Here is a 16338-nt window from a genome sequence, read left to right as displayed (position 1 = left end):
CCGTTTGGCAGACAGATTATTTATAGTCATTTCTCACCTCGCCCCGTCAGGAGCGCTCCTTCAAGGTCAGGCTGCGCGGTCGCTCAAGCCAGCCACCCTCGCCATCCGGAACAATTTCCATTACATCGACCTTGGACTCGTCGATCAGAATGATCTTGCCGTGGTTGCGCCCCAGGTAATCACCTACTTTCACACGATGCACACCACCGGCGCCGTTAACCAATGCAAACAATTCACGGTCATTGCGCAACGTGCCGACCATTTCGAAGGTTTCGATATTGAAGCCCTCAAGGAACTGCTTGACGCGGCTCTCATCCGGCTTGATCTCGGCCGAGCCTTTCTGCCGAGCGACAATGTCGATCTTGACTGGCGGTTGAAACGGGCTACGCAACGAGGCTGCACGATAGGTGAAGCTCTCGTACGGCTGAAAGGTGGGCAGCGGCTCGATAGCGCCCTTCGGCTTGGCACGGACTTCATCCATGTAGCTGCGCAGATCATCGAAGTCGCCACTGGAGCCACAACCAGCAAGACCCAAAAGCCCTACAACCAGAAGAGAGCGAGAAAAACTCATCATTGAGCCCCCTTGTCGTTGTAACGGTAAGTCTTCGCCATGATCTGCATGCTCAACCGAGTCGAACTATCGGCGCTGGCCCGGACCAACTGAAAATCATGCAAGGTCACGATACGAGGCAAGCTGGCCACGCCACTGACGAAGGTAGCCAGATCGTGATAACTGCCACTGACTTTGATCTGGATCGGCAACTCGATATAGAACTGCTGAGCCACTTCAGGCTGCAACTTGATCTCCTCGAATTCCAGGCCGCTTCCCAACCCCGTGCGCGTAATATCCTCCAGAAGCCCGGGAACTTCGGTATCGCTCGGCAGTTGCCGCAGCAGCGCACCGAAAGACACTTCCATCTCCTCCATCTGCTCTTTGTAAGCCTCCAGATTCGCAGCCTGGAAGGCCTTGATGGAAAACTGATCTTTGAGCGTCACTTCCTCGCCCTGATGCTGCTCCAGCATGGCCTGCAGGTCTTTCAGGTGAAAGTTGTAACCGAGCCCGAGCACGATGATGAACAGCAGCAAGCCGGCGATGAACCTGACCGCAGCCGGCCAGGAGCCGACATTGTTCATGTCGAGATCATTGAGATCGATACTGCGCAGACCTTCCAGCGCACTCTTGATACTCATCGCGCGGCCTCCACTTTTTCCTGACCAGGCTGAGTCTGCTGAACCGTCAGCTGGAACACGTTCGCCTGATCCAAAGCACCAGCCGTAACCGCCTTGACCTCGGTGAGGTTAGGCGCCGTCAACCATTCGGAACCATCCAGATTGCGCATGAGATTTGAAACCCGGTTGTTCGACTCGGCAGCACCGACGATGGCAATGTTCTTGCCGCTCATCTTGACGCTGGTGAAGTACACACCATCCGGCAGCGTCCGCACCAACTGATCGAATACGCGACCAATGATCGGCCGGTTGCCCTGCAGATCCTGGATGATCTTCATCCGCTCCAGCAGTTGCTGACGACGGGTCTTGAGCTCACTGATTTCCTTGATCCGCGCATCGAGGACGGCGATCTCTTTCTTGATGAAGTCATTGCGAGCGCTCTGATTATCGATCGCGGCGTTGAGCATCTGATCACCAAGGAACACCAGGCCCGCCGCAACGATGAACACGCCTGCGAGGCTGACCATAAAGCGCTGCTTGCGCTCCTCGCGCAGTTGCTCGCGCCAGGGAAGTAGGTTGATCCGCGCCATCAGTCGAAACTCCTCATCGCCAGGCCACAGGCAATCATCAGTGCCGGCGCGTCACTGGCCAGCGCACCGGCGTTGACCTTGCTGCTGAGCGCCATATCGGCAAAGGGATTGGCTACCAGCGTCTGCGTACCGATCTTCTGCTGAATCAGTCGATCGAGATCCGGAATGGACGCGGTACCGCCTGCCAGGAGGATGTAGTCCACATCGTTGAACTGGCCGGCAGCGAAGAAGAACTGCAGCGAACGCGAGACTTGCTGAACCACCGCTTCCTTGAACGGCTGCAAGACCTCGCTGTCATAGTCATCCGGAAGACCGCCCTGCTTCTTGGCAAGACCAGCTTCCTCCACCGACAGACCATAGCGACGCTGAATTTCCTCGGTCAGCTGTTTGCCACCGAAGAGCTGCTCGCGGGTATAGATGGTGCGCCCGTTGTGCAACACGCTGAGCGTGGTCATGGTCGCACCGATGTCGACCACGGCGACCGTCAGTTCGTCATGACCACCACCGAGCTGCGCTTCCAGCAGGCCGTAGGCACGCTCGAGCGCATAGGCTTCGACATCGACCACCTTGGCGGTCACACCAGCCAGCGCCAGTGCCGCCTCGCGCACCTCGACGTTCTCCTTGCGGCATGCCGCGAGCAGGACTTCGACCCGCTCCGGGTTACGCGGCGCAGGGCCCTGCACTTCGAAATCGATCGCGACTTCTTCGAGCGGATAAGGAATGTACTGATCGGCTTCGATCTTCAGCTGGTTTTCCAGCTCGTCCTCGGAAAGACCCGCTTCCATCTCGATGGTCTTGGTGATGACTGCCGATCCCGCGACGGCGACGGCCGCGGTCTTGACGCCGGTCTTGGCCTTGGCCAACACGCGCGAGAGCGCCTGACCGACCCCCTCCAGCTCGGCGATGTTCTTTTCAACTACTGCGTTCGGCGGGAGCGGCTCGACTGCGTAAGCCTCTACCTTGTAGCGGCTTCCCGAGCGACTCAGTTCGAGGAGCTTGACCGAAGTCGAGCTGATATCGATCCCCAGCAGCGTATTCGCTTTCTTAGTGAAGAGCCCTAGCACGACCGTTTTCCTATTGGCATCCGCGACTTACGGACTATTTATGTTTTTCCACATTAAATATCAGTCTTGACAGAAGCGCAAATGGCTCCCCGGGAAAAAAAACGCTTATAATGTGATCAGCTTTTCCCTTTTTGCCACGACTCCTGCTTAACTCATTCTTTTACTTGGAATTCCAAACATTTTGATGCGCCTGCTGAAGTTCATCTGGTGGTCCTGCGTTGCCGTTTTTTGTGGGCTGTTGCTCAGTTTCAGCGGTGCGTTTCTTTATCTTAGCCCGACCCTTCCGTCCGTCGAGTCACTGCGGCAAGTGCAGCTGCAGATACCGCTGCGCGTCTACAGCAGCGATGCCAAGCTGATTGCCGAGTTTGGCGAGATGCGCCGCTCCCCCATTCGCTTCGACGAAATCCCCAAGGATTTCATCAGTGCGCTACTGGCAGCCGAAGACGACAATTTCGCCAATCATTATGGCGTCGATGTGACCAGCCTGATGCGCGCTGCCACGCAATTATTGAAAAGCGGGCAGATTCAGAGCGGCGGCAGCACCATCACCATGCAGGTGGCGAAGAACTTCTTCCTCACCAACGAGCGCAGCTTCTCGCGCAAGGCCACCGAGATTCTCCTGGCGCTGCAGATCGAGCGCGAACTGAGCAAGGACGAGATTCTCGAGCTGTACGTCAACAAGATCTACCTCGGCCACCGCGCCTACGGCATCGAGGCGGCGGCGCAGGTCTACTACGGCAAATCGATCCGAGACCTGAGCCTGGCGCAGATGGCGATGATCGCCGGCCTGCCCAAGGCCCCCTCGCGCTACAACCCGCTGGTCAACCCGACCCGCGCCAAGGAACGCCGCGACTGGATCCTCGGTCGCCTGTTCCGTCTTGGCCGCATCGACCAGGCCAGCTACGAGTCCGCACTGGCCGAAGAGGTCGATGCTCGCTATCACGTGCCGGCGCCGGAGATCAGCGCGCCCTATATCGCCGAGATGGCACGTGCGGAGATGGTCGGTCGTTACGGCAGCGAGGCTTATACCGAAGGCTTCAATGTCACCACCACGGTACCGAGCAACCTGCAGGAAATGGCCAACACCGCCCTGCGCGACGGCCTGATGGCCTATGACCAGCGCCATGGCTACCGCGGTCCGGAAAGTCGCCTGCCAGGCATGACACGCGAAGCCTGGCTGACCGAACTGAGCAAGTTCCGCGGCATCGGCGGACTGGAACCGGCCGTGGTCACCCAGGTGGAGAAAAGCGGCATCCTGGTGCTGCCGCGCAACGGCGAAGAACAGGCCGTGGCCTGGGACAGCATGAAATGGGCACGCCCCTTCCTCAGCACCAACAGCATGGGCCCTCGCCCGCAGCAACCCGCCGATGTCGTCCAGGTAGGCGATGTGGTCAGGGTGCAGCGCCAGGCTGACGGCAGCCTGGTCTTCTCGCAGATTCCGGCCGCGCAGAGCGCGCTGGTCTCCCTCGACCCCTACAGCGGCGCCATCCAGTCGCTGGTCGGCGGCTTCTCCTTCGACCAGAGCAACTACAATCGCGCCGTCCAGGCCAAGCGCCAGCCCGGCTCCAGCTTCAAACCCTTCGTCTACAGCGCTGCCCTGGACAGTGGCTACACCGCCGCGACCCTGGTCAACGACGCACCGATCATCCTCTCCGACGACTACCTGTCGCAGAAGTGGCGTCCGAAGAACGACAACAACACCTTCCTCGGCCCCATCCGCATGCGCGAAGCGCTGTACAGGTCGCGCAACCTGGTGTCCATTCGCCTGCTGCAGGACATGGGCGTCGACCAGACGGTGAACTACATCCAGCGCTTCGGCTTCGCGGAACAGGACCTGCCACGCAACCTGTCCCTGGCGCTGGGCACCGCCAGCCTGACCCCGATGGAGATCGCCGAGGGCTGGGCCACCTTCGCCAATGGCGGCTACAAGATCGAGCCCTACCTGATCGAGCGCATCGACGATCGCAACGGCAAGCCGCTGTTCCGCGCCAACCCGGCACGCGTACCGGGCAGCAAACCGAGCGAGGAGAACGCCAACCTGGCCGTGAATGCAGCGGACGACCTGCCCCAGGAAGAACCCAAGGTCGCCGAGCAGATCATCGACGAGCGTACCGCCTACATCATGACCAGCATGCTGCAGGACGTGATCAAGCGCGGTACCGGCCGCCGCGCCCTGGCCCTGGGCCGCAACGACCTGGCGGGCAAGACCGGGACCACCAACGACTCCAAGGACAGCTGGTTCTCCGGCTACAACGCCGACTACGTGACCACCGTCTGGTCCGGCTTCGACCAGCCGGAAAGCCTCGGACGCCACGAGTACGGCGGCACCGTTGCCCTGCCCATCTGGATGAGCTACATGGGCGCCGCACTCAAGGACCGCCCCAGCCACCTGCCCAAGGAACCCAAGGGCATCCTCACGCTGCGGGTCGATCCGGTCAGTGGCCGCGCCGCCACGCCGAGCACGCCGGACGCCTACTTCGAGCTGTTCAAGAGCGAGGATTCGCCACCACCGATGAGCGAGTTCGAGCCTGGCATGGGCATCCCCGGCAGCCCGCTGCCGGCTGACGAGATGGCACCGATCGACCTGTTCTGATCGGTGCGCCGCCCCCAGGGGCGGCAAACGACAGACAACAAAAAACCCGCCTAGGCGGGTTTTTTGTTGTCTGCATCCAGGGGATCAGCCGTTGAACACGTCATCCACCGACTGCAGCGGGTAGTGCTTCGGATACGGCAGCGTCGCCACGCCGGACTCGATGGCAGCCTTGGCCACCGCATCGCAGACCACGGTGATCAGACGCTGATCCATCGGTTTCGGAATGATGTATTCGCGACCGAATTCCAGCTTGATGCCACCGTAGGCGTCGCAGACGTCCTGCGGCACCGGCAGCTTGGCCAGGTCACGCAGCGCCAGCGCGGCTGCGATCTTCATTTCCTCGTTGATGCGGGTCGCACGAACGTCCAGCGCGCCACGGAAGATGAAGGGGAAGCCCAGCACGTTGTTGACCTGGTTCGGGTAGTCGGAACGACCGGTCGCCATGATCACGTCGTTGCGGGTCTCGTGCGCCAGCTCCGGCTTGATTTCCGGGTCCGGGTTGGAGCAGGCGAAGACGATCGGGTTGGCCGCCATGCGCTTGAGATCTTCCGGGCTCAGCAGGTTGGCGCCGGACAGGCCGACGAACACATCGGCACCTTCGAGCGCGTCGGACAGCGTGCGCTTGTCGGTCTCGGTGGCGAACACTGCCTTGTACTGGTTCAGATCGTCGCGGCCTGCGTGAATCACGCCCTTGCGGTCGATCATGAAGATGTTCTCGACCTTGGCACCCATGCTCACCAGCAGCTTCATGCAGGAAATGGCGGCAGCACCAGCGCCCAGGCAGACGATCTTCGCCTCTTCCAGGCTCTTGCCGGCGATTTCCAGGGCATTGAGCATGCCGGCGGCGGTAACGATCGCGGTACCGTGCTGGTCATCGTGGAATACCGGGATATCGCACTGTTCGATCAGCGCGCGCTCGATCTCGAAGCACTCGGGGGCCTTGATATCTTCCAAGTTGATGCCGCCGAAGGTGATGGAGATGCGCTTCACGGTGTCGATGAAGGCCTGCGGGCTTTCCGAATCGACCTCGATATCGAACACGTCGATACCGGCGAAACGCTTGAACAGCACGCCTTTACCTTCCATCACCGGCTTGGACGCCAGCGGGCCGAGGTTACCCAGGCCGAGGATGGCGGTGCCATCGGAAATCACTGCCACCAGGTTGCCTTTACCGGTGTAGCGGTAGGCCAGCTCGGCATCGCGGGCGATTTCACGCACCGGCTCGGCGACACCCGGGCTGTAGGCCAGCGACAGGTCGCGGGCAGTGGCGGTGGCTTTGGTCAACTCGACGCTCAGTTTGCCGGGGCGCGGCTGGGCGTGATACTCGAGAGCGGCAGTTTTCAAATCAGACATAGTGGCATTTCCGCTTTTGTTGGCTGTTGAACGGGCAGCGGCCGAGGATACGCAAGTTGTATACAGCTGCACAAGACTGTTCGGTCGCGATTGAAGCGCCCCACTAGCGCAGCGTTTTCAACCACTGCCCTGCACGCGGCTCACCAGCGGGGTAGAGCCCGTTGAGCAAGCGCAGCTGCGCCTCGCCATCGCTCGGCAACGGCGAGTTGCGAGCGAGGCCCGCCATGCCCTGCCCTGCCTTGGCCCGCACCAGATGCAGACGCACCGGCTCGGCCAGCTTGCGCTCGGTCGCCTTGAGCGGACGATAGCTGCGGATCACGTCGAGGAAACGCTCGTCTTCGCTCTCCAGCGAAGCGCGCCCCTTGACTGCGGCGACGAACAGATAGGCACTGTCGCCACGATAGATCACCGCCACCCGGCGCGCCGCCTGCCCCTGCAAGATGGCCGTGTAGCCACGCAGCGTACCCAGGCGCAGCTCTTCACCGGCCACCAGGCGCTGATTGCCGACCCGCTTGCGCAGGTACTCGGCAGGCGCGAGCGCCTTGTCTGCCGGCTCCAGCGTCATGGCGATGAACGCCTGCTCATCCGGAGTATGGCCGATCAGCACATCGGCACGATTGACCAGTTGCCAGCCCTGCGGGTAGGTCAGGGTGAAATCCAGCTCGCCATGATAGAAGTGGCGCCCGCGACGAATCCCGCTGGCCGCCGAATCACCGAACACCAGGCCATCGAGTCGCTGCAGGAACGCATCGCGCCCCACTTCCTGATTGCCACCGACCAGCGCCCGCGCCGGACCGATCACCTCCTGCAGGCGGCGATCGTTGTCAGGGTGGGTGTCGAACAGTCCGTGATAGCCGCCCTGCGCGGGCGCCTCACCACGCCTGGCGGCCTGCTCGCGGGCGAAGTCCTCCTGACTCTTGAGCACCTTGACCACTTCGATCATCGCCTGCGGGTCATAGCCGCTGCGTGCCAGGTACTGTGCGCCGAGGCCGTCCGCCTCCAGCTCCATGTCGCGGCCATAGCCACGCACGAAGGCATTGCCCATGACACTGGTCAGGTCGCCGACAGCGCCAACCCCGGTGCCGATGGCCGCCGCCTGGCCGAGCAGCCCCCAGGCGGTCGACTGGCTCTGCTGGCGCACGCTGTGGCGCGCCGTCACGTGACCGATCTCATGACCGAGCACGGCGGCCAGTTCCGCCTCGGAGTTGAGGTAGGCGAGCAGCCCACGGTGAATGTAGATATAGCCGCCCGGCAGGGCGAAGGCATTGACGTCCGGGCTGTCGACCAGAGTGAAGACGTAGCTGAGCTGATTGCGATGGCTGTTGCGCGCCACCCGCTCGCCCACCCGCTGGATATAGGCCTGCAACTTGGCGTCCGCATAAGGCGGGTTCTGCTTGAGGATTTCCTGGTTGTAGCGGGCGCCGAGGTCGAGCTCCTGGCGCTCGCTCATCATCACGAAATCAGTGCGACCCGTGGCAGGGTTGACGGCGCAGCCCGTCAGCCAGGCGCAGAACAGGCAAAGCGTCAATGCACGCATCATGGCAACACCTCCAGCATCGCCGAGTGGGTCAGTGGCAGCATCCAGCGCGCCTGGCCCGACTGCAGACCACCCCGTGACTGGCGGTCGATCACCCAGCCGCGCGCCTCGACTCGTCGCCCCTCGAGCGCCTGCATCGCCGGCAGGTCGAATGCATCCAGGAGCGCCGGTGCCACGCGCAGCACGCGGCCACCGTCCAGCTCCAGCCACAGGCCGCCGCGATTGCGCTGCACCCTGGCCACGCGCCCACTCAGCAGGGCAAACCCGCCGCTGCGGATCTGCCCGGCCGAACGGACCCGGTAATCCCGCCAGAGCCCCAGGCGCCGATCTCGCGCCTCGCGCTCGGCGGCCGCCTGACAGCGTACCAGTTCGACATTCGGCGCCACCGCGACCATGAAACCCAGGCCTTCGCCGAGCAGCTGCGCCTCGAGATTACGTCCCTGAGCGTCATAGAGATGCGCCAGGGTGCGTCCGTAGCGATCCTTGCGCTGCTCGCCCGGCAGCAGGCCGACGCGCCCGTCACTGGCATCCACCAGCGCCTGCAGACGGCGCTTGGCCTGCACGGCATAGGGTTCGTCGCTGCGCCCCTTGCGCCCCAGCTCAGGGGCGTTGATGCCAATCAGGCGAATGCTGCGCCCATCGACCAGGCGCAGGGTGTCGCCGTCGACCACCTGGCGCACGGCGAAGCGGGGCAGATCCTCGCGCAGCGGGCAAAAGGCCTGCGCCAGCTCGACGCAGAACAGAGAAACGAAAAAGGCGCCCACCAGGGACGCCTTTTTCAGTAGCACGGAGTGGCGCATGCCAGATTCCGTCTTGCTTCGGCCGCTTACTTGGCGCCGAATACGCCGAAGCGCTGCTTGAAGCGATCGATACGGCCGCCGGTGTCCAGCACTTTCTGCTTACCGGTGTAGAACGGGTGGCACTCGGAGCAGACGTCGAGGCTCAGGTTCTTGCCCAGGGTGGAGCGGGTCTTGATGACGTTGCCGCAGGAGCAGGTGGCGTCGATCTCGACGTAGTTCGGATGGATATCGGCTTTCATGATGCTTTCCTCGGGGTAGTCGTGCCGCCACCCAACCAATGTCAGGCACCGCACAGAAATAGGCCGCGCATCTTACCAGACACGTGAAGCGATGCAAGCCAGACAGGGCACCGGCCGTCGCGTGTTACCATCGGCCACCTGTCATTGGAGCTTCCGGCTTGCCCGACCTGATCCTGCGCCTCGCCCTGCCCTCGCCCCTGCGCCGCCTGTTCGACTACCGCGCCCCTGCCAATGTACCGCGTAGCGCGCTGCAGCCTGGCGCACGCCTGCGTGTGCCGTTCGGCCGGCGCGAGATGATCGGCGTACTGGTGGAGGTCGACAACCAGAGCGACGTGCCGGCCGACAAGCTCAAGCCTGCGCTGCAGCTGCTCGACGCCCGCCCGCCGCTGCCGGCAGCGCTGTTCAAGCTGTGCCTGTGGACCGCCCAGTACTACCAGCACAGCCTCGGCGACACGCTGAGCTGGGCATTGCCGGTGCTGTTGCGCCAGGGCGAACCGGCCGAGGCGCGGCAGGAGCGCTTCTGGCTGGCCAACGGCGGCGCCAGCGTCGACGACCCGCGCCTGGCCCGGGCACCGCGCCAGCGCGATGCGCTCAAGGCGCTGGCCCAGCACCCGCACGGCGTGGCCCACAGCCTGCTCAGTCAGTTGCAGCTCAACCGCGACAGCCTGCAGCTGCTGCATGAGAAAGGCCTGGTGCGCGTCGAGGTGCGCCGCAACAAACCACAGGCGAAGCCCGCCCACTGGCTGGCGCAACCGGAGCTGCCACTCAACGCCGAGCAACGCGCGGCGGTCAACGCTGTCGCCTCAGGCTGGGGGCAGTTCAACGCCTTCCTGCTGGCGGGCATCACCGGCAGCGGCAAGACCGAGGTCTACCTGCAACTGATTCATCAGTGCCTGGAAGCCGGCAAGCAGGCCCTGGTGCTGATCCCCGAGATCAACCTCGGGCCGCAGACCTTCGAGCGCTTCGCCCGTCGTTTCAATGCACGCATCGCTCTGCTGCATTCGGCGGTGAACGACCGCGAACGCCTGGACGCCTGGCTGGCGGCCCGCGACGGCGAAGCGGACATCATCATCGGCACCCGCTCGGCACTGTTCACCCCCATGCAGAACCCGGGGCTGATCATTGTCGACGAAGAACACGACGCCTCCTATAAACAGCAGGAGGGTTTGCGCTACCACGCCCGCGATCTGGCCCTGGTGCGAGCGCGCCAGGAAGACGTGCCCATCGTGCTCGGCTCGGCCACGCCGTCGCTGGAGAGCCTGCACAACGCCCATAGCGGCCGCTACGCCCTGCTCAAGCTCACACAGCGGGCGGGTGGCGCCAGCCAGCCACGTTTCCTGCGCCTGGACGTGAAGAGTCGACCGCTGGACGCCGGCATCTCCGGGCCGATGCAGCAGGCCATCGCCCAGACCCTGGCGGCCGGCCAGCAGGTGCTGGTGTTTCTCAACCGCCGCGGCTTCGCCCCGGCCCTGCTCTGCCACGACTGCGGCTGGCTGTCGGAGTGCCCGCGCTGCGATGCGCGCATGACCGTGCATCAGCGCTACCAGGAACTGCGCTGCCATCACTGCGGGCACGTCGAGCGCCAGCCGAGCAACTGCCCGAAATGCCAGCACGTCGACCTGCGCCCGGTCGGCGCCGGCACCGAGCGTGCCGAGGAGCGCCTGGCGGTACTGTTTCCCGATTACCCGGTGCTGCGCATCGACCGCGACAGCACCTCGCGCAAGGGCGCCATGGATCGCCTGTTCGCCACCATCAACAAGGGTGAGCCGTGCATCCTGGTCGGCACGCAGATGCTCGCCAAGGGCCATCACTTCCCACGGGTGACGCTGGTAGCGATCCTCGATGCCGACGGCGGCCTGTTCTCCGCGGATTTTCGCGCCAGCGAGCGCATGGCCCAGTTGATCGTGCAGGTCGCCGGGCGTGCCGGACGCGCCGAAGAGCCGGGCAAGGTGATCATCCAGAGCCACCTGGCCGACCACCCGTTGCTGGTGCAACTGACCGAGCAAGGCTACTTCGCCTTCGCCGAACAGGCCCTGAGCGAGCGCCGCGCCGCCGGCCTGCCGCCGTTCTGCCACCTGGCCCTGCTGCGCGCCGAGGCGCACAAGCCGGGGCAGGCGGAAGGATTCCTCGATGAAGCCTGCAGCGAGGCGGAGTACCTGCTGGGCGAGCTGGGCCTGTCCGGCATCGAGTTGCTCGGCCCGGTTCCCGCCCCGATGGAGCGCCGTGCCGGGCGCTTCCGCGCGCAGCTGCTGCTGCAGGGCAGCACCCGCGCCGCCCTGCATCGCCTGCTCACCCCCTGGCTGCAGGCGCTGGAGCAGATGCCCAGCGGCCGCGCGGTACGCTGGTCGCTGGATGTCGACCCGATCGACCTTTTCTGAGCTTTTAACTACAAACCACAAGCTTCAAGCAAGAACGGCGACGTGCTTTTCCTTGCCGCTTGTGGCTTGCAGCTTGTCGCTGCTCTTATAATGCACAGTTTTCGACCAAAGCCCCCAAGGCAGCCCCGAGCCGAACATGAAAGACAGCATTCGCCACCTGATCCAGCAAGCCCTCGACCGCCTCACCGCAGAAGGCGTGCTGCCTGAAGGTCTGACGCCGGCCATCCAGGTGGAGAACACCAAGGACAAGAGCCACGGTGACTTCGCCAGCAACATTGCCATGATGCTGGCCAAGCCGGCCGCCATGAAGCCGCGTGACCTGGCGGAGAAACTGATCGCCGCCCTGCCGGCCGATGCGCAGATCGCCAAGGTGGAGATCGCCGGCCCCGGCTTCCTCAACTTCTTCCAGAACAGCGACGCCCTCGCCCAGCGCCTGGAAGCTGCACTGGCCGACGCCAGGCTCGGCGTGCGCAAGAATGGCGCCGCGCAGCGCGTGGTGGTCGACCTCTCGGCACCCAACCTGGCCAAGGAGATGCACGTCGGCCACCTGCGCTCGACCATCATCGGCGATGGCGTGGCCCGCGTGCTGGAGTTCCTCGGCGACACCGTGATCCGCCAGAACCACGTCGGCGACTGGGGCACCCAGTTCGGCATGCTGCTGGCCTACATGCAGGAAAACCCGGCGGCCGCCGAGAGCGAGCTGGCCGACCTGGAAGGCTTCTACCGCGCCGCCAAGAAGCGCTTCGACGAGTCCCCCGAGTTCGCCGACCGCGCCCGTGAGCTGGTGGTGCAGCTGCAGGCCGGCGACGCCGAATGCCTGCGCCTGTGGAACCGCTTCAACGACATTTCCCTGAGCCACTGCCAGGCGCTGTACGACCGCCTCGGCGTCAAGCTGAGCATGGCCGACGTCAAGGGCGAGAGCGCCTACAACGATGACCTGCCGCAGGTGGTCGCGGATCTGGCCGCCAAGGGCCTGCTGACCGAGGACAACGGCGCGCAGTGCGTGTTCATGGACGAATTCAAGAACAGCGAAGGCAACCCGCTGCCACTGATCGTGCAGAAGGCCGGTGGCGGCTACCTGTACGCCACCACCGACCTGGCCGCCACCCGCTATCGCGCCGGCACGCTCAAGGCCGACCGCGTGCTGTACTTCGTCGACCAGCGCCAGGCCCTGCACTTCCAGATGGTCTTCGCCTGCGCCCGTCTGGCCGGCTTCGTGCCTGCCAGCATGGAGATGGAGCACATGGGCTTCGGCACCATGAACGGCCCAGACGGCCGCCCGTTCAAGACCCGCGACGGCGGCACGGTGAAGCTGGTGCAGCTGCTCGACGAAGCCGAGCAACGCGCCTATGAGCTGGTCAAGAGCAAGAACCCGGAGCTGGGCGACGACGAGCTGCGCCAGATTGCCCGCGTGGTCGGCATCGCCTCGGTGAAATACGCCGACCTGTCCAAGCACCGCGCCAGCGACTACAGCTTCAACTTCGACCTGATGCTGAGCTTCGAGGGCAACACCGCGCCCTACCTGCTGTACGCCTACACCCGCGTGGCCGGCGTATTCCGCAAGCTGGGCAAGGGCATCGAGGAAATCGGCGGGCAGATCACTCTGGTCGCCGAGCAGGAGCAGGCCCTGGCCGCCAAGCTGGCGCAGTTCAATGAATTGCTGAGCAGCGTCGCCGAGAAAGGCACGCCGCACATGCTGTGCAGCTACCTGTACGACATCGCCGGCCTGTTCTCCAGCTTCTACGAGAACTGCCCGATCCTCGCTGCCGAAGACGAGGCCACGCGCGACAGCCGTCTGCGCCTGACCGCGCTCACCGGCCGCACCCTCAAGCAGGGCCTGGAGCTGCTCGGCCTGGACACCCTGGAGCGGATGTAAATGGCCGCGCGCAAGAAACCGGCGCCCAAACGCGGCGCCAGTCGCTACCAGGCTCCGGCCAAGAAACCCGTACCGGGCTGGATCTGGCTGGTCTGCGGCCTGGTGGTCGGTGGTTTCTTCATGTTCCTGTTCAGCCTCGAACCCGGTCGCGACGAGATCAAGCGCGACCGTGGCGAGCAGGCGCGCAGCACCAAGCCGGAGCCCAAGCCGAGCAAACCGGAACCGGCCAAGCCCAAGTACGACTTCTACACCCTGCTGCCGGAGTCCGAGGTGATCCTGCCGCAGGCACTGGAAGAAACACCGCCGCCAACCGCCGCGCAGAAACCAGTCACCCCCGAGGAAGCCGCGAAGATCGACACCGCTCGCGCCGAGGCCGCACTCAACGGCCAGGTACCGCCGCCCCCGCCGCCGGTCATCGCCAGCGCACCGGTCACCACGCAGTTCTTCCTGCAGGCCGGCTCGTTCCGCAAGCGCGATGACGCCGACACCCTGCGCGCGCAGATCATCCTGCTGGGGCAGAACGTGCGCGTGGAGACCGGCAAGGTGCGCGAGGAAACCTGGCACCGCGTGCTGGTCGGCCCGTTCGCCAGCCGCGAGCAGCTGGCGTCGGCGCAGAAGACCCTGGCCGGCAATGGTTTCAGCAACCTGCTGTTACAGCAGCGCCAGGTCCGCTGATCGTCGATTCGCCCGCTGCCGGTTGAAAAGCCGCAGCGGGCACCCCATCTGAGTTTCCATCCGGGCAATTCGCCCCGCAGCGTGGAGATTCACCCTTGACCACCATCGTTTCAGTGCGCCGTCATGGCAAGGTCGTGATGGCTGGCGACGGCCAGGTATCGCTCGGCAACACCGTCATGAAGGGCAACGCCAAGAAGGTGCGCCGCCTGTACCACGGCCAGGTGCTGGCCGGTTTCGCCGGCGCCACCGCCGATGCCTTTACCCTGTTCGAGCGTTTCGAAGGCCAGCTGGAAAAACACCAGGGCCATCTGGTGCGCGCCGCCGTGGAACTGGCCAAGGACTGGCGTACCGACCGCAGCCTGAGCCGCCTGGAAGCCATGCTGGCAGTGGCGAACAAGGATGCATCGCTGATCATCACCGGTAACGGTGATGTGGTCGAACCCGAAGAAGGCCTGATCGCCATGGGCTCCGGCGGCAACTTCGCCCAGGCTGCCGCGCGCGCGCTGCTGATGAAGACCGACCTGTCCGCCCGCGAAGTGGCCGAGACCGCGCTGGGCATCGCCGGCGACATCTGCGTGTTCACCAATCATCACCAGACCATCGAGGAACTGGACGCCGCCGAGTAGCGTCCACCGCCTCACCGTTTTCGTTTATTGCGAGCCAAATTCCATGTCCATGACGCCCCGCGAGATCGTCCACGAACTCAACCGCCATATCATCGGCCAGGACGACGCCAAACGCGCCGTTGCCATCGCCCTGCGCAACCGCTGGCGGCGCATGCAGCTGCCGACCGACCTGCGCCAGGAAGTCACGCCGAAGAACATCCTGATGATCGGCCCCACCGGTGTCGGCAAGACCGAGATCGCCCGTCGCCTGGCCAAGCTGGCCAACGCGCCGTTCCTCAAGGTGGAAGCGACCAAGTTCACCGAGGTCGGCTATGTCGGCCGTGACGTCGAGTCGATCATCCGCGACCTGGCCGATGCAGCGGTGAAAATGCTGCGCGAGCAGGAAATGGTCAAGGTCCGCCACCGCGCCGAGGACGCCGCCGAGGAGCGCATCCTCGACGCCCTGCTGCCACCGGCACGCCAGGGCTTCGGCGACGAGCCGGCGCGCAGCGAGGACTCCAACACCCGCCAGCTGTTCCGCAAGCGCCTTCGCGAAGGCCAGCTGAACGACAAGGAAATCGACATCGAGGTCGCCGAGTCGCCCATGGGCGTCGAGATCATGACCCCGCCGGGCATGGAGGAAATGACCAACCAGCTGCAGAACCTGTTCTCCAGCATGGGCAAGGGCAAGAAGAAGAGCCGCAAGCTCAAGGTCGTCGATGCGCTGAAGCTGGTGCGCGACGAGGAAGCCGCCCGCCTGGTCAATGAGGAAGAACTCAAGGCCCGCGCACTGGAGGCCGTCGAGCAGCATGGCATCGTCTTCATCGACGAGATCGACAAGGTCGCCAAGCGCGCCAACGCCGGCGGCGCCGACGTCTCCCGCGAAGGCGTGCAGCGCGACCTGCTGCCGCTGATCGAGGGCTGCACGGTCAACACCAAGCTGGGCATGGTCAAGACCGACCACATCCTGTTCATCGCCTCCGGCGCCTTCCACCTGAGCAAACCCAGTGACCTGGTGCCCGAGCTGCAGGGGCGTCTGCCGATTCGCGTCGAACTCAAGGCGCTGAGCCCGCAGGACTTCGAGCGCATTCTGCGCGAGCCGCACGCGTCGCTCACCGAGCAGTACAGCGAACTGCTGAAGACCGAGGGACTGAACATCGAGTTCGCCGACGACGGCATCAAGCGTCTGGCCGAGATTGCCTGGCAGGTCAACGAGAAGACCGAGAACATCGGTGCGCGCCGCCTGCACACCCTGCTCGAGCGCCTGCTGGAAGAGGTGTCCTTCAGTGCCGGCGACCTGGCCGGGCAGCAGAACGGCGAACCGATCCGCATCGACGCCGACTACGTCAACGGCCACCTGGGCGAACTGGCCCAGGACGAAGACCTGTCGCGCTATATTCTCTGACAGCACTCACGCCACGTAGCCCGGATGACATCCGGGGACGTTTACGACAGCGT

The 16338-nt window shown here is 64.1% G+C and carries 14 protein-coding genes; 6 read left to right on the top strand and 8 right to left on the bottom strand.

The annotated features are described in order from the left end of the window. Nucleotides 1–46: 46 nt before the first annotated feature. From pilP to EWH21_RS03835, 4 genes are read right to left on the bottom strand one after another with little or no spacing between them, the layout of a single operon-like run. Nucleotides 47–571, bottom strand: a complete 525-nt coding sequence (pilP, locus tag EWH21_RS03850) for a type 4a pilus biogenesis lipoprotein PilP (protein ID WP_037049843.1) — start codon at nt 569–571, stop codon at nt 47–49. Further along, nucleotides 571–1191: a type 4a pilus biogenesis protein PilO gene (gene pilO / locus EWH21_RS03845; protein ID WP_152487717.1), complete on the bottom strand. Its 621-nt coding sequence runs from the start codon at nt 1189–1191 to the stop codon at nt 571–573. The genes pilP and pilO overlap by 1 nt, the downstream gene beginning before the upstream one ends. After that, nucleotides 1188–1760 (bottom strand): type 4a pilus biogenesis protein PilN, encoded by a 573-nt coding sequence (pilN, locus tag EWH21_RS03840; protein ID WP_277699822.1) that lies wholly within the window; start codon nt 1758–1760, stop codon nt 1188–1190. The genes pilO and pilN overlap by 4 nt, the downstream gene beginning before the upstream one ends. Beyond that, nucleotides 1760–2824: a pilus assembly protein PilM gene (locus tag EWH21_RS03835; RefSeq protein WP_037049850.1), complete on the bottom strand. Its 1065-nt coding sequence runs from the start codon at nt 2822–2824 to the stop codon at nt 1760–1762. The genes pilN and EWH21_RS03835 overlap by 1 nt, the downstream gene beginning before the upstream one ends. 181 nt (nt 2825–3005) lie before the next feature. Here EWH21_RS03835 and EWH21_RS03830 point away from each other — a divergent pair, with 181 nt between their 5' ends. Then, nucleotides 3006–5417: a penicillin-binding protein 1A gene (locus EWH21_RS03830; RefSeq protein WP_277699820.1), complete on the top strand. Its 2412-nt coding sequence runs from the start codon at nt 3006–3008 to the stop codon at nt 5415–5417. A gap of 84 nt (nt 5418–5501) precedes the next feature. Here EWH21_RS03830 and EWH21_RS03825 read toward each other — a convergent pair whose 3' ends face one another. From EWH21_RS03825 to rpmE, 4 genes are all read right to left on the bottom strand, one after another. Further along, entirely contained in the window at nt 5502–6770 is a 1269-nt protein-coding gene (locus EWH21_RS03825) for a malic enzyme-like NAD(P)-binding protein (protein WP_037049853.1), read from the bottom strand. 103 nt (nt 6771–6873) lie between these two features. Further along, complete coding sequence (locus EWH21_RS03820) at nt 6874–8310, bottom strand: M48 family metalloprotease (protein WP_277699819.1); 1437 nt, start codon at nt 8308–8310, stop codon at nt 6874–6876. Then, entirely contained in the window at nt 8307–9107 is an 801-nt protein-coding gene (locus EWH21_RS03815; RefSeq protein WP_277699817.1) for a thermonuclease family protein, read from the bottom strand. Before EWH21_RS03815 ends, EWH21_RS03820 begins: the two co-directional genes overlap by 4 nt. A gap of 26 nt (nt 9108–9133) precedes the next feature. Beyond that, nucleotides 9134–9346, bottom strand: a complete 213-nt coding sequence (gene rpmE, locus EWH21_RS03810) for a 50S ribosomal protein L31 (RefSeq protein WP_003459015.1) — start codon at nt 9344–9346, stop codon at nt 9134–9136. A 158-nt stretch (nt 9347–9504) separates the two neighbouring features. Between rpmE and EWH21_RS03805 the strand changes: the two genes are divergently transcribed. The 5 genes from EWH21_RS03805 (at nt 9505) to hslU (ending at nt 16285) form a co-directional block, all read left to right on the top strand. Continuing rightward, nucleotides 9505–11724 (top strand): primosomal protein N', encoded by a 2220-nt coding sequence (locus tag EWH21_RS03805; protein WP_277699816.1) that lies wholly within the window; start codon nt 9505–9507, stop codon nt 11722–11724. A 136-nt stretch (nt 11725–11860) separates the two neighbouring features. Then, a complete protein-coding gene (gene argS, locus EWH21_RS03800) occupies nt 11861–13600 on the top strand; it encodes an arginine--tRNA ligase (protein ID WP_277699815.1) in 1740 nt (579 codons plus the stop codon). Then, nucleotides 13601–14275 (top strand): SPOR domain-containing protein, encoded by a 675-nt coding sequence (locus tag EWH21_RS03795; RefSeq protein WP_037049868.1) that lies wholly within the window; start codon nt 13601–13603, stop codon nt 14273–14275. It abuts the gene before it with no gap. Nucleotides 14276–14370: 95 nt separating this feature from the next. Next, nucleotides 14371–14901: an ATP-dependent protease subunit HslV gene (gene hslV, locus EWH21_RS03790; RefSeq protein WP_037049870.1), complete on the top strand. Its 531-nt coding sequence runs from the start codon at nt 14371–14373 to the stop codon at nt 14899–14901. 43 nt (nt 14902–14944) lie between these two features. Next, nucleotides 14945–16285, top strand: a complete 1341-nt coding sequence (hslU, locus tag EWH21_RS03785; protein WP_277699814.1) for an HslU--HslV peptidase ATPase subunit — start codon at nt 14945–14947, stop codon at nt 16283–16285. Nucleotides 16286–16338: the final 53 nt, after the last annotated feature.

This window comes from Pseudomonas sp. REST10, assembly GCF_029542605.1.
Taxonomy (GTDB): domain Bacteria; phylum Pseudomonadota; class Gammaproteobacteria; order Pseudomonadales; family Pseudomonadaceae; genus Aquipseudomonas; species Aquipseudomonas khazarica.
This window is presented reverse-complemented; position numbering and strand designations above follow the sequence as displayed.

What these genes read in the sequence shown, in the direction of transcription:
- pilN (WP_277699822.1), bottom strand. Translation starts at nt 1,760, where the DNA reads ATGGCGCGGATCAACCTACTTCCCTGGCGCGAGCAACTGCGCGAGGAG.
- EWH21_RS03825 (WP_037049853.1), bottom strand. Translation starts at nt 6,770, where the DNA reads ATGTCTGATTTGAAAACTGCCGCTCTCGAGTATCACGCCCAGCCGCGC.
- rpmE (WP_003459015.1), bottom strand. Translation starts at nt 9,346, where the DNA reads ATGAAAGCCGATATCCATCCGAACTACGTCGAGATCGACGCCACCTGC.
- argS (WP_277699815.1), top strand. Translation starts at nt 11,861, where the DNA reads ATGAAAGACAGCATTCGCCACCTGATCCAGCAAGCCCTCGACCGCCTC.
- hslU (WP_277699814.1), top strand. Translation starts at nt 14,945, where the DNA reads ATGTCCATGACGCCCCGCGAGATCGTCCACGAACTCAACCGCCATATC.
- pilP (WP_037049843.1), bottom strand. Translation starts at nt 571, where the DNA reads ATGAGTTTTTCTCGCTCTCTTCTGGTTGTAGGGCTTTTGGGTCTTGCT.
- EWH21_RS03795 (WP_037049868.1), top strand. Translation starts at nt 13,601, where the DNA reads ATGGCCGCGCGCAAGAAACCGGCGCCCAAACGCGGCGCCAGTCGCTAC.
- pilO (WP_152487717.1), bottom strand. Translation starts at nt 1,191, where the DNA reads ATGAGTATCAAGAGTGCGCTGGAAGGTCTGCGCAGTATCGATCTCAAT.
- EWH21_RS03820 (WP_277699819.1), bottom strand. Translation starts at nt 8,310, where the DNA reads ATGATGCGTGCATTGACGCTTTGCCTGTTCTGCGCCTGGCTGACGGGC.
- EWH21_RS03815 (WP_277699817.1), bottom strand. Translation starts at nt 9,107, where the DNA reads ATGCGCCACTCCGTGCTACTGAAAAAGGCGTCCCTGGTGGGCGCCTTT.